The organism is Blautia sp. HCP3S3_B11 (genome assembly GCF_052064435.1).
Taxonomy (GTDB): Bacteria; Bacillota; Clostridia; order Lachnospirales; family Lachnospiraceae; genus Blautia_A.
In genome coordinates this window covers 90724-104917 of record NZ_JBQHVP010000001.1, presented here as the reverse complement: position 1 = coordinate 104917, position 14194 = coordinate 90724, and the positions used below count along the sequence as shown (strand labels likewise).

The 14194-nt window shown below is 43.7% G+C and carries 10 protein-coding genes; 9 read left to right on the top strand and 1 reads right to left on the bottom strand.

Annotated elements, in window-relative coordinates; translation table 11 throughout:
• The first annotated feature begins 11 nt into the window (after window positions 1–11).
• A complete protein-coding gene (locus ACTNC0_RS00490) occupies window positions 12–1922 on the top strand; it encodes a sensor histidine kinase (protein WP_441085874.1) in 1911 nt (636 codons plus the stop codon).
• 76 nt (window positions 1923–1998) lie between these two features.
• On the opposite strand, the gene ACTNC0_RS00485 is transcribed toward ACTNC0_RS00490, so the two are convergent.
• Window positions 1999–2718, bottom strand: coding sequence for a LytR/AlgR family response regulator transcription factor (locus ACTNC0_RS00485; RefSeq protein WP_441085872.1), 720 nt, complete (start codon window positions 2716–2718; stop codon window positions 1999–2001).
• Between the two features lie 482 nt (window positions 2719–3200).
• Here ACTNC0_RS00485 and ACTNC0_RS00480 point away from each other — a divergent pair, with 482 nt between their 5' ends.
• The 8 genes from ACTNC0_RS00480 (at window position 3201) to ilvA (ending at window position 14090) form a co-directional block, all read left to right on the top strand.
• Window positions 3201–3995 (top strand): hypothetical protein, encoded by a 795-nt coding sequence (locus tag ACTNC0_RS00480; RefSeq protein WP_441085870.1) that lies wholly within the window; start codon window positions 3201–3203, stop codon window positions 3993–3995.
• A 228-nt stretch (window positions 3996–4223) separates the two neighbouring features.
• A complete protein-coding gene (locus tag ACTNC0_RS00475; RefSeq protein WP_441085869.1) occupies window positions 4224–6041 on the top strand; it encodes an ABC-F family ATP-binding cassette domain-containing protein in 1818 nt (605 codons plus the stop codon).
• Between the two features lie 121 nt (window positions 6042–6162).
• Entirely contained in the window at window positions 6163–7215 is a 1053-nt protein-coding gene (gene plsX / locus ACTNC0_RS00470; RefSeq protein WP_441085868.1) for a phosphate acyltransferase PlsX, read from the top strand.
• 55 nt (window positions 7216–7270) lie between these two features.
• Window positions 7271–7498 carry an acyl carrier protein gene (gene acpP, locus ACTNC0_RS00465; RefSeq protein ID WP_441085867.1) on the top strand — a complete coding sequence of 76 codons (228 nt, stop codon included), beginning with the start codon at window positions 7271–7273 and terminating at the stop codon, window positions 7496–7498.
• Window positions 7499–7560: 62 nt separating this feature from the next.
• Window positions 7561–8244: a ribonuclease III gene (gene rnc / locus ACTNC0_RS00460; RefSeq protein WP_117674749.1), complete on the top strand. Its 684-nt coding sequence runs from the start codon at window positions 7561–7563 to the stop codon at window positions 8242–8244.
• Window positions 8245–8325: 81 nt separating this feature from the next.
• Window positions 8326–11886 carry a chromosome segregation protein SMC gene (gene smc, locus ACTNC0_RS00455; RefSeq protein ID WP_441085866.1) on the top strand — a complete coding sequence of 1187 codons (3561 nt, stop codon included), beginning with the start codon at window positions 8326–8328 and terminating at the stop codon, window positions 11884–11886.
• Window positions 11887–11899: 13 nt separating this feature from the next.
• A complete protein-coding gene (ftsY, locus tag ACTNC0_RS00450; RefSeq protein ID WP_441085865.1) occupies window positions 11900–12850 on the top strand; it encodes a signal recognition particle-docking protein FtsY in 951 nt (316 codons plus the stop codon).
• A gap of 28 nt (window positions 12851–12878) precedes the next feature.
• Window positions 12879–14090 (top strand): threonine ammonia-lyase, encoded by a 1212-nt coding sequence (ilvA, locus tag ACTNC0_RS00445; protein ID WP_441085864.1) that lies wholly within the window; start codon window positions 12879–12881, stop codon window positions 14088–14090.
• Window positions 14091–14194: the final 104 nt, after the last annotated feature.

The window sequence follows — 14194 nt, the reverse complement described above, 5'->3', positions numbered from 1 at the left end:
GGGGGTGTACAATGAAGAAAAACTGGAAATATTCATTGATGCTCATAGTGACAGTGTTAACTGTATCTATGGGAGTATTCTTTTTGCTCTATCGTTTTGATAATAAATATACAGCAAAAGGAGATCAGCCAATCCAGGGGATTCTCTATGTTCCGGATGATGATTCGGTTCATTATCTGGCCAGAGAGTGGGAATATTATCCGGATGTACTGCTGACTCCGCAGGAATTAAAGGAGAATAAAGGTAAGTATTACAGCCGTTATATTTCAATCGGGGAATACGGAGGAATGGATCTTGGCGACAAAGACAGATCTCCTTTCGGAAGTGGGACATACCGGATGACACTTGTGCTTCCGGAGAAGGAAAAGAGATATGCCATAGGTTTGGTAGAGGTTTTTTCTTCCTATAATCTGTATATAGACGGCAATCTGGTGGGACAGGTTGGAAATCCGGATCTGGAAAATTATGAAGAACAGATACAGAACAGAGTATTCACATTTGAAGGAAAAGGAATAGCAGAGATTATGATCGCTGTGACAGACAGACATTCGGTGTCCTCGGGAATTCAGTTTGTCCCGATTCTGGGATCTCCGTTTAAGGTAAATCTGATCAGAGGCTTATCAGTGATGACTTATTCCGTTTATATGGCGTTTACTTTCTGTATTTTACTTTTTGCTTTGTATATGTTTATCCGAACCAGAAAAGCGGAAATTGGATTTTTTAGTCTGCTGTGTATCTGCGTGCTGGGGTATAGCTCTTATCCTGTTTTGCATGCGTTTATGGCTGTAAAGGTGCAGCCATGTTATGGAATGGAAGCGCTGTTTTATTATTTGATGTTTGCATGTGTTGTGGTTGTGCAACAGAAAATTCTGGAAGATGAGAGACGTCTGCCGGAAATTCTGGCGATCATTCTTCTGGTGGTAGGTGTGCTGGTCTTTTTGACGGAATTATTTTGCAGTAAAGTGCAGTCGGCGAGAGGTTTGTATTTTATATCAGCGGTTACAGAAGTTATGAAATGGCTGACAGCAGGGTACCTGATTTTTAAGAGTATCAAAGAGATTCAGCGAAAATACAGCAATATTTTACTGACAGGAATTATTGTCTATGCGGCTTCGCTGGCAGCAGACAGAATATGGAAAGTATATGAGCCGGTCATAGGCGGCTGGTTTACGGAATTTGGGGCGGCAGTGCTGGTTTTAAGTGTGGGACTGACTCTGTGGATAGAACTTGCGAATGCTTACAGATTTCAGCTTACATATGGAGAGTACAGCCGCCAGATGGAGCAGAAACTTCAGATGCAAAAACAGCATTATGAAGAACTGACAGAAAAGATGGATGAGATCAGCAGGATGAGGCATGATATGAGGCATCATCTGCGCGCGATCATGTCCTATGCCCAGCAGGAAAAGTATCAGGAGATGATGGATTATCTTGGGGAATATTCGGCTGCCATGACGAAGGAAGAGGCGGTGATCTGTTATTGCAGAAATATGGCAGTGGATGCGGTGATTCATTTTTATGCGGGAGAGTTAAAACAGCGAGGGATTTCGTTTGAATATGATATGATGCTGCCACAGAATCTCAGCATTTCTGATACAGATTTATGTAAGATTTATGGAAATCTTCTGGAGAATGCAGTAGAGGCGGTAAAAATTCTGCCGCCAGATACAAAACCATATGTAAAAATTTTTACCAGGATACGAAATAAGAAACTTCTCATAGAGATTTCAAATCCGTATTCAAATGAGATACAGAGAAAAGAAAATGGATTTTATTCAACCAAACATGAAGGTCTTGGAATTGGAACGGCATCGGTAATGGAAGTGGTGCAGAAAGCAGGTGGCTATGCGGTTTTTTGTACGGAAGACAGGATTTTCAAGGTTAACATTTTTATACCGTTGAAAGCAATGGAAGAAATATAGGACACAGACATATCTTAGTGTATCAACAAGTTGGATTGTTCAAGAAATCAACTTGTTGGAACACCAGAGTATCTGTTTACTCAGAATCTGAGGAAAACAGATACTCCAGATATGCTTTTTTTATTGCGTTGGAACCGCGTTTGCGTATAGTGACAAGTTCCTGGTTATCCATGATAAATCCTTCATCGGTGGACTGTTCGATATGATCCATGTTTACGATACATCCTCTGTAGCAGGAAAGAAAGCATTTCATGCCGGCAAGGAGTTCTTCGAATTTCTGAAATGTGATGTAGGAGCGGATAACTCCGGCGTCAGTTGTATGTACCTGGATCGCATTTCGGTATGTATCTACATAAAGAATACTTCGGACCGGAATCTTTACAGGGGTGCGGTCAGAAACCAGTTCGATATATCTGGAATTCTGTGAGTGTTTAACCTGTATGGCAGAAAGAATCCTGCACAGCTTTTCTGGCTGAAATGGTTTCAGAAGATAATAGGATGCATTGACATCGTAGCTTTCCACAGCATAAGAATCACTGCTTGTAATGAAAATTAAGGCAGCAGAATCTTTTGCTTCACGTAATTTTTTTGCGGCGTCCATACCGGTCATATTACCCATATAAATATCCATGATGATCAGATCATAAATGCCGGGGGAATATTTCTGGAAAAAGGATTCTGCACTGGAATATAGATGAATGTCTGCGTCTGTATTTTGTGATTTATAATAGGAAGAGATTACAGAACGTATCTGTTTAAGATCCTCCTTGGAATCGTCAAGAATTGCAATGTTCAAGGGAACACCTCCACGGATAACTGAATCAGATAAAACTCTGGTGTAACCAGAAAATTATCTGCAATATGCTTTTTATTTTAACGTATTTGCAGGAGATATTCAAGGAAAAATACAGTTTATGACTGATAGTCTGGAATGAAGGTTACTGTTCACACATCACTATCCCGCGAGGTGTTTTGGCATGAATATGCCAAAATCCCGAGACATACAAGCCAAAATTCCATTGCCGCAGGCAATCTGGAATGAATTTTGGCTACGTTACTGAGAACGGAGTGAACAGTAACGAATGAAGCAGATTGTGGTTATGAAAGATACAAATTGTTGTGAGATATGTGCATTATTTCACAGAAAATGTCGTTTAATCCCATGTATATTGAAAATGTTATTAAAATTTTTTATAATAAGCTCATAGAAATTCAGTAAGAAACGAAACACATTTTAAGAAAGGTATGGTAAGAAATATGAAAAACTGGAGAAAATTAATGGCAGGTCTTTGCGCAGCAGCGATGGTAAGTTCTATGGTAGTTCCGGTGTGGGCTGCGGATGATGCGGCAGAAGAAGAGACTGCAGATGACGGAGATGTTGCTGATGTATCAGAAGCACTGATCGGTATCTGGCAGGACAGCGCAGGAGATATTTATGGATTCTACAAAGATAATTCATTCTTTGGTCAGTGGAAGGACGAGGAACAGGATGTTTTAGGTGTTTACAGTCTGGCTTCAGACGGGGAATACACAGCTCTTGCAATGCAGCTTGCAAACGATGACGGCACGTATGATGATGAAAATATGGTAACTTATCTGTTACAGGCAAATGAAGAAGAGAATGTTCTGGAACTCTATGATCCGGACAGCCTGGAGATGACAGCAACTCTGGAGCCTTATGAAGCTTCTGGTGATGAAGCTGATTATAACGAGATTTATCAGCAGATGGGAAATACTCTGACAGAATGCTATTCTGGTGTTACAGAAGCAGGAGAAACTTTTATTTATGGTGACAATGATGACGGATCTTTTTGCTCTGTGATTGTGATCAATGACAATGATGAGTATGTAAGCTTTATCGGTGAGGGTACTTTTGATGAAGAGAATGGTACGGTAACAATTACTGATGAAATATCTGAAATGTCACTTACTTTTGGCGTTGCTGTAAATGATGATGATACTTTGACACTGGATATGGGCGATCTTGGAAGTGCAACTGTAGAGGAAGCTACGATTGCGGTTGCGGTTCAGGGGCTGAAATATGCAGTTGAAAATGGAACTGAGATGAACTAACGCTCTCTTCTTGAAAATAAATAGTGTTTGGGATGCTCCCCTTCGGGTTTGCCTGGAGGGGAGCGTTTTTTCGTATCTTTGAAAAGGGACGCGCAGAAAAATAGTTTGTTTTGGAGGGAGATGTTCTGGATAACTGGGGGGTTTTAGAAAAGGGAGAAAAATGGTATAATGGTAGGCAGATTTGTTCCCGGGTCAAGGGGACGAAAATTATCAGAGAGGTTTTGATTTATGAATATTTTGAATATAGAGCATGTTTCTAAGGTGTTTGGCGAGAAGGTGGTTTTGGATGATGTTTCTTATGGGGTGCATCAGGGGGATAAGATTGGGGTTATCGGGATCAATGGTACTGGGAAGTCTACGATTTTGAAGATTATCGGTGGGCTGGAGGAGCCGGATGAGGGGCAGGTTATTACGCAGAATGGGCTGCGGATTACGTATCTGCCGCAGATGCCCCAGTTTCCGGAGGGGGCTTCGATTCTGGATTATGTGGCAGAGGGGAAATGGCAGAAGGACTGGAGTACGGAAAGCGAGGCCAGGAATGTGCTGAATAAGCTGGGGATTGTGAACCATGAGGAGAAGATTGATCATTTGTCTGGCGGGCAGAAGAAGAGGGTGGCTTTGGCGAGGACTTTGGTGAATCCTTGTGATGTGCTTCTTCTGGATGAGCCGACGAACCATCTCGATAATGAGATGGTTACCTGGCTTGAGGATTTTCTGAGAGGTTTTAAAGGTGTTGTGATCATGGTTACACATGACAGGTATTTTCTTGATAGGGTTACGAATAAGATTCTGGAGATTTCTCATGGGAATCTTTATGCGTATGAGGCGAATTATTCGAAGTTTCTGGAGCTGAAGGCGGAGCGCGAGGAGATGGAGCTTGCGAGTGAGAGGAAGAGGCAGAGCGTCCTTCGCATGGAACTGGAATGGGCGAAGAGGGGCTGTCGTGCGAGAAGTACGAAGCAGCGTGCGCGTCTGGAGCGTCTGGAAGCGTTGAAGAATGGGAAGACGCCTGTGAGGGATGCGAACGTGGAGCTGGATTCTGTTGAGACACGTATGGGTAAGAAGACGATAGAGCTTCATCATATCAGCAAGAGCTTTGGCGAGAAGAAGATTCTGGACGATTTTAATTATATTGTGCTTCGTAATCAGCGTCTGGGTATCATTGGTCCGAATGGATGTGGAAAGTCGACGTTGATTAAGATTATAGATGGAGTGGTGCAGCCGGATGCGGGTGAGGTGGAGATTGGTGAGACGATCCGTATTGGCTATTTTGCGCAGGAAGTTCCGGATATGGATACGAATCAGCGTGTGATTGATTATATTCGAGATGTTGCGGAATATATTCCGACCAGAGATGGTAAGATATCTGCGACTATGATGCTGGAGAGATTTTTGTTTGATTCTGCGATGCAGTATGCGCCGATTGCCAAGTTGTCTGGCGGGGAGAAGAGGCGTCTGTACCTGTTGAAGGTTCTGATGGAGGCACCGAATGTGCTGCTTCTGGATGAGCCGAGCAATGATCTGGATATTCCGACATTGACAATTCTGGAGGATTATCTGGATTCTTTTGCAGGGATTGTAATCGCAGTGTCTCATGACAGATATTTTCTGGATAATATTGTGGACAGGATCTTTGCTTTTGAAGGGGATGGACATCTGACGCAGTACGAGGGCGGATATACGGATTATACAGAAGCTCTGGCAAGGAAGGGAGCAACAGTATCTGATGGTTCGGGCGCAGCTGTTGATGTGGAAAAGAAGAAAGCGGCGCAGGCAGACTGGAAGCAGAATCGTCCTCAGAAACTGAAGTTTACCTATAAAGAGCAGCGGGAATTTGAGACGATTGATGATGATATCGCTGCTCTGGAGGAACTGCTGGAGAAGCTTGACAAGGATATGGAGGCGAATGCAACTAATTCTATGAAGCTTCGTGAGATTATGGAGCAGAAAGAGAAGACGCAGGCAGATCTGGATGAGAAGATGGACCGTTGGGTTTACCTTAATGATTTGGCAGAGAAAATCGAAGCGCAGAAGAATGAGAAGTAGAAGAGAGAAACTTTTCAGATTCTATTGACTTTGCGGATGATTCTTTAGTATCATACAGATTATGAGTAGTGTGTAAATAATACAAATGAACAGTATCAGAAAGTTAACAGGAGATATAGATATGGCAGAACAGGTCAGAGTTGTGGTAGACGCAATGGGCGGGGACAATGCCCCGGTAGAGCCGGTCAAGGCTGCAGTGGAAGCTGTGACAGAGAGACAGGACATAAAAGTAATACTTACAGGAAAGCAGGAAGTAATTGAGAAAGAGCTGGCGAAATACTCCGGATATCCGAAGGAGCAGATCGAGGTTGTCAACGCTTCAGAAGTGATTGAGACAGCAGAGCCGCCTGTTTTTGCAATCCGTAAGAAAAAGGATTCATCAATTGTTGTTGGATTGAATATGGTTAAGAAACAGGAAGCAGATGCTTTTGTTTCTTCCGGAAGCACAGGTGCTGTTTTAGTAGGCGGACAGGTGCTGGTAGGAAGAAGTAAAGGCGTGGAGAGACCACCGCTTGCGCCGCTGATTCCTACAATCGACGGAGTATCTCTGCTGATTGACTGTGGAGCAAATGTGGATGCACGTCCATCACATCTGGTGCAGTTTGCGAAGATGGGTTCTATTTATATGGAGAATGTCGTTGGCATTAAGAATCCACGAGTTGCGATTGTAAATAACGGAGCAGAAGAAGAGAAGGGAAATGCACTTGTAAAAGAGACATTCCCGCTTCTGAAAGAATGCAAGAGTATTAACTTCATCGGCAGTATTGAGGCCAGAGATATCCCGGCAGGATATGCGGATGTAGTTGTATGTGAGGCGTTTGTGGGAAATGTAATTCTTAAATTATATGAGGGAGTCGGTTCTGCCCTGGTTCATAAGATCAAAGAGGGAATGATGACGAGTCTTAGAAGCAAAGTCGGGGCACTTCTGGTAAAACCGGCATTAAAAGAGACGCTGAAATCCTTTGATGCAAGTGAATACGGCGGAGCACCGCTTCTCGGTCTGAAGGGACTGGTAGTAAAGACACATGGAAGTGCAAAAGCTATTGAAATCAAGCATGGTATTTTCCAGTGTGTACAGTTCAAACAGGAGAAAATCAACGAAAAGATTGCTGAGCGTATTCTGGAAGACAAAGAAGAAATACCAAAAGCTAAGACAGAAACAGATTTTCTATAAGATTTGATAATAAATGAAAAAAGAAAAATATGAAACAGGAAGGAGGGTGTTGTACATGGAATTGGAAAAGATAAAAGCAATCATCGCAGAGGTCTTAAACATTGATGCCGATTCGATCACCGCAGATACTACGTTTGTAGATGATCTGGGAGCGGATTCTCTTGATATTTTTCAGATCATCATGGGAATTGAAGAGGAATATGAAATTGAGCTTGAGAACGAAGCGGTAGAGCAGATCCAGACCGTGGGTGACGCTATTGAAGCGCTCCGCGCGATCAAATAAAAGATGAAATAAGGATGGGGTTGTCCGGTGACAGCCCCACTCGTATGGAGAGGGTTAAAGGAATGAACAAAAAAACAGAAGAATTAGAAGAGATTATTGGATATCATTTCAAAAATAAGCATTATCTTACACAGGCGCTGACACACAGTTCTTATGCAAATGAGAAGAAGCTTGGTAAGCTGGGATGTAACGAGAGACTGGAGTTTCTGGGCGATGCTGTTCTGGAGCTGATCAGCAGTGATTTTCTGTATGCCAAATTTACCCAGGTTCCGGAGGGTGAACTGACTAAAAAGAGAGCCAGCCTTGTATGTGAGCCAAGTCTTGCCTATTGTGCAAGAGAATTCGGACTTCCACAGTTTCTGCTTCTTGGAAAAGGGGAAGATATGACAGGCGGAAGAAACAGGGATTCTATCGTATCTGATGCGACAGAAGCTTTATTGGGAGCTATTTATCTGGATGGTGGTTTTGCTAGTGCAAAGGAGTTTGTGCTGAATTTTATCCTGAATGATATTGAACACAAACAGCTCTTTTATGATAGCAAGACCATCCTGCAGGAAATCGTGCAGGAAAAGGGAACTCAGCCGGTAGAATACGTTCTGATAAAAGAAGAAGGACCGGATCACAACAAAAACTTTACTGTAGATGCAAGAGTAAATGGTAAAGTAATGGGACAGGGAAGCGGTCATACCAAGAAAGCAGCAGAGCAGGCCGCGGCTTATCAGGCAATCCGCGTGCTTAAGAAATAAACAATTACTGAACGCGAAAGTTACTGTGCACGGAGTGAACAGTAACACACGAAGTGAGCAGTAATAATATACAGGAGAATTATGTATTTAAAGAATATAGAGGTACAGGGGTTTAAATCGTTTGCCCAGAAGATCAATTTTGAATTTCATAATGGAATTACCGGCATTGTAGGCCCGAATGGAAGTGGGAAGAGCAATGTTGGCGATGCGGTGAGATGGGTTCTGGGTGAACAGAGTGCCAAGTCTTTACGAGGAGGAAATATGCAGGATGTTATTTTCTCCGGTACAGAGACAAGGAAACCTTTAAGCTATGCGTCGGTGGCTATCACGCTGGACAATTCCGATCATAAACTCCCGGTTGATTTTAATGAAGTTACAGTTACCAGAAGACTTTACCGTTCCGGTGAGAGTGAATATAAGATCAATGGAAGTGCCTGCCGATTGAAGGATATCAACGAGATGTTCTATGATACCGGTATTGGTAAAGAAGGTTATTCGATTATCGGACAGGGCCAGATCGACAGGATCTTAAGCGGAAAGCCGGAAGAACGAAGAGAGCTTTTTGATGAGGCAGCAGGTATTGTTAAATTTAAAAGAAGAAAGAATACCACAATCAAGAAGCTGGAGGAAGAACGTCAGAATCTGGTGCGAGTGACCGACATCCTTTCAGAACTTACCAGACAGCTGGGACCGCTGGAGAAGCAGTCTGAGACAGCCAGAATTTACCTTGCAAAAAGGGAAACGCTGAAAGAACTGGATGTAAATATGTTCCTGATGGAGTTTGCGAATACGGCACAGGCGCTGAAAGAACTGGAAGAGAAACTTGCTATCGCACAGAATCAGTTAAAAGATACCCAGAAATCCTATGATCAGACGAAGGTTGAATATGAGCGTCTGGAACAGGAGCTGGAAGATTTAAATGCAAAAATGGATGCACTGCGTATTTCCGGTCAGGAACAGGCAATTCATAAACAGCAGCTGGAAGGTCAGGTAAACGTATTAAATGAGCAGATCCTTGCAGGTGCGCAGAATGAGGAGCATTACAAGGGACGCCTTCAGGCGATTGAGGAGGAACTTTCCGTAAGAACTTCTTCGCAGAAAAAACTGGAAGCAGAGAGAGCAGATATTTATGCGCAGTTAAAGACAGTCCGCACGAAACTTTCTGAGGAAGAAGAGAAGTTAAAGACAGCGCAGGAGAACATCGAGGCCTGTACGCAGGAAGTGGAGGATGGTAAGAATGAAATCATTGAAATCCTCAACAGCCGTGCAAACACAAAAGGTAAGGCTCAGAGATTTGACGCAATGATGGAGCAGGCAGATATCCGTAAAGCGGAGATCAGCCAGCGAATCCTCAGATTAAAAAGCGAAGAGGAAGAGCAGCAGACGATTCTTTCCAAAGCACAGAAACAATATGACGAGATCACAGAGCAGATTCAGTCTATGAATGAGGAATGTGAACATCTCAGTCAGAGCGCGGAACAGATTCAGGGGAAACTGAAAGAACAGAACGCTCAGATGGAAATGGGGCAGACTGCATATCACAGAGAGGCTTCCCGTCTGGAATCACTTAAGAATATCACAGAGCGCTATGATGGTTATGGAAACAGTATCCGAAGAGTCATGGAACAGAAAGAACTGGTTCCGGGAATCCAGGGCGTTGTTGCGGATCTGATCCAGGTAAACAAAGATTATGAGATCGCGATTGAGACTGCATTGGGCGGAAGCATCCAGAACATTGTTACAGACAATGAACAGACGGCGAAAACACTGATTGAGTTTCTTAAGAAGAATCGTTATGGACGTGCTACATTTCTGCCTATGAGCAGTATCAGTCCAAGAGGAGAATTTACCCCGAGAGAGGCACTGAGAGAACCGGGCGTTATCGGTATTGCCAGTGAACTTGTGACCACAGAGCCACAGTATCAGCAGATTACGAAGTTTCTTCTCGGAAGAGTGCTGGTAGTTGATAATATTGACCATGCGATTACTATCGGAAGGAAATACAGACACAGTCTGAGAATGGTTACCACAGAGGGTGAATCCTTAAGCCCGGGTGGTTCCATGACAGGTGGTGCGTTCAGAAACAACAGCAACCTGCTTGGAAGACGTCGTGAGATCGAAGAGCTGGAAACAAAAGTAAGCCAGCTGAAGAATAATCTTCTGGAAATGCAGAAAGCGATTGAAGAAAATCGTAATCAGAGAAATATGATCCGTGACACGATTGCAGAATTTCAGGAGAAACTCCGCCAGAAATATATCGAGCAGAATACTGCCAGAATGAATATCAAACAGCAGGAGAAAAAGGCAGAAGAAATCCGAAGTGGATATGATCAGATTAACAGAGACCAGGCAGAAATCAAACGCCAGGTTATGGAGATCAGACAGGATCACGAACGAATCGCGCAGGAACTGGAAAGTTCTAAACAGGATGAAAAAGAACTGGAGAGTTTTATCGAAACAAAGCAGTCAGAACTGGACGAGTGGAAAGAGGAAGAAGGAAAGGTTTCCAAAGGTCTGGAAGAGATTCGTCTTCAGTCATCCACCCTTGATCAGAAAGAGAAATTTGACCAGGAAAACTTAAGCCGACTGAGATCAGAAGTGAAGGCTCTGCAAACCGAGAAAGACGGAATCTATGAGTTTCTTGCTCACAGCAGTGAAGAGATGGAAAAGAAGCAGCAGATGATTACACAGCTTAAGAAAGAGGCAAAAGAATCAGACCTGCACGAGAGACAGTCAAAGGAACAGCTGGAAAATCTGCAGAAAGAAAAAGAAAGCAGAAACTCCCGGCATAAAGAGTTCTTTGAGAAAAGAGATTATCTGTCCGGCCAGATCGGGCTTCTGGATAAAGAATGCTGCCGTCTGCAGGGGCAGATGGAGAAGCTGGAAGAGAGCAGGGAGGAACGGATCGCTTATATGTGGTCAGAGTATGAGATTACCCCGAATAATGCTCTTTCTTACAGAAAAGAGGAACTGACAGACCTTTCAGAGATGAAGAAACAGGCAGCTCAGATCAAAGATGATATCAGAAGGCTCGGACCTGTCAACGTAAATGCGATAGAGGATTACAAAGAACTTCTGGAACGTCATACATTCCTTTCAGGACAGTATGAGGATCTGGTTACAGCGGAGAAAACCCTGGAACAGATCATTCAGGAGCTTGACGAGGGAATGCGCAAGCAGTTTACAGAGAAGTTTGGCGAAATCCAGAAGGAATTTGACAAAGCATTCAAAGAACTTTTTGGAGGCGGAAAAGGAACGCTGGAGCTTGATGAGGAGGCTGATATCCTGGAAGCCGGGATTAAGATCATTTCCCAGCCACCTGGCAAGAAACTGCAGAATATGATGCAGCTTTCCGGTGGAGAGAAAGCACTGACAGCAATCGCTCTTCTTTTCGCAATTCAAAATCTGAAACCGTCACCGTTCTGCCTTCTGGATGAAATCGAGGCTGCGCTTGATGATTCCAACGTAGGACGTTTTGCCGGATATTTACAGAAGTTGACGAAAAACACACAATTTATTATAATAACTCATAGACGTGGAACTATGAACGCCGCAGACCGGCTTTATGGAATTACCATGCAGGAAAAAGGGGTATCGACACTGGTTTCTGTTGACTTAGTAGAGAACCAGCTTACCCAGTAACAGGAGGAGTATCATGGCAGAAGAAAAGAAAGGTTTTTTTAAACGTCTGGTCAGTGGACTGACAAAGACCAGAGACAATATCGTAGCCGGATTTGACAGTATTTTCAGTGGATTTTCCAGCATTGATGATGATTTCTATGAAGAACTGGAAGAGATTCTGATCATGGGAGATATCGGAATTAATGCAACCACTTCTATTATTGAGAATTTAAAGAAAGAGGTTTCCGAGCGTCGCATTAAGGAGCCGATGGAATGTAAGCAGCTTCTGATCAATGAGATTAAGGATCAGATGCGCGTGGACAGTACAGAGTATGAATTTGAGAATCGTAAATCTGTAGTCCTCGTGATCGGTGTCAATGGCGTTGGAAAGACTACCTCTGTAGGAAAGCTTGCGGGCAAGTTAAAGGATCAGGGTAAGAAAGTAGTTCTTGCGGCAGCCGATACATTTCGTGCAGCAGCCGGAGAACAGCTGACTGAGTGGGCGCACCGCGCAGGCGTAGAGATTATTGGTGGTCAGGCAGGCGCGGATCCGGCATCTGTAATCTATGACGCGGTGGCAGCTGCCAAAGCAAGAAATGCGGACGTACTTCTGTGCGATACAGCAGGACGTCTTCATAATAAAAAGAACCTTATGGAAGAACTTCGCAAAATCTACAAGATTCTGGAGAGAGAGTATCCGGATGCATATCTGGAGACACTGGTAGTACTGGATGGTACCACCGGACAGAATGCTCTTGCACAGGCGAGACAGTTTGCGGAGGTCGCAAATGTCAACGGTATCATCCTGACCAAGCTGGATGGAACTGCCAAAGGTGGTATTGCAGTTGCAATCCAGTCTGAGCTTGATATACCGGTGAAGTACATTGGCGTAGGAGAAAGTATTGACGATCTTCAGAAATTCGATGCAGATGCATTTGTAAATGCGTTGTTTGATGTGGACCATAGAGAAACCCCGGACGCTTAAAATTACAACTGAAAAATGGAGGAACAACATGCTTACATTAGAGAGTTTTGAACAGGCATCAGAGATCGTAAAACAGGTCACACAGGAAACAAAGCTGATCAAAAGCAGCTACTTCAGTGATCTTACAGGAAACAAAGTTTATCTGAAACCGGAGAATATGCAGCGTACAGGTGCATACAAGGTTCGTGGAGCTTATTATAAGATCAGCACACTTTCAGATGAAGAGAGAAATAAAGGGCTGATCACAGCATCTGCAGGAAATCATGCGCAGGGTGTTGCTTATGCAGCTCATAAATATGGAGTAAAGGCAGTGATCGTTATGCCTACAACTACTCCGCTGATCAAGGTTGAGAGAACAAAGAGCTATGGTGCAGAGGTTATTCTGCATGGCGATGTATATGATGAGGCATGTGCACATGCACTGGAGCTTGCCGAGAAAGAGGGATATACATTTATCCATCCGTTTGATGACCTGGCAGTTGCAACAGGACAGGGTACGATCGCAATGGAAATCGTTCAGGAGCTTCCGCTTGTTGATTATATCCTGGTTCCGATCGGTGGAGGCGGACTTGCAACAGGTGTTTCCACACTTGCGAAGCTTTTGAATCCACATATCAAAGTAATCGGTGTTGAGCCGGCCGGTGCAGCATGTATGAAGGCTTCTCTGAAGAAGGGGGAGGTTGTGACTCTTCCTCATGTAAATACGATTGCTGATGGTACTGCTGTGCAGACTCCTGGAAAGAAGATTTTCCCGTATATCCATAAGAATCTGGATGATATCATCACGATTGAGGATGATGAACTGATCGTTGCTTTCCTTGACATGGTTGAGAATCATAAGATGATCGTTGAGAATTCCGGCCTTCTGACAGTGGCAGCGCTTCGTCATCTGGATGTGAAGGGTAAGAAGGTTGTTTCTATCTTAAGTGGTGGAAATATGGACGTTATCACGATGTCTTCTGTTGTTCAGCATGGTCTGATCCAGAGAGACAGAATCTTTACTGTGTCTGTTCTGATTCCGGATAAGCCGGGTGAACTGGTTCGTGTGGCCAGTGTGATTGCGAAGGCACAGGGTAATGTTATTAAGCTGGATCATAACCAGTTTGTAAGTACGAACAGAAATGCGGCTGTGGAGCTTAAGATTACGCTGGAGGCATTTGGTACGGATCATAAGAATGAGATTGTGAAGGCGCTTGAGGATGCAGGATGCAGACCGAAGGTGATTCGTCCTAGTCTGTAATTGCTAAAAGAGGATAGTGTAAAGATTACTTGCAGGATAGGTGAGTGACTGAATAGTGGAAACCCTGGGGTTCATTGAATGAATCCTGGGGTTTGTTTTTTTTA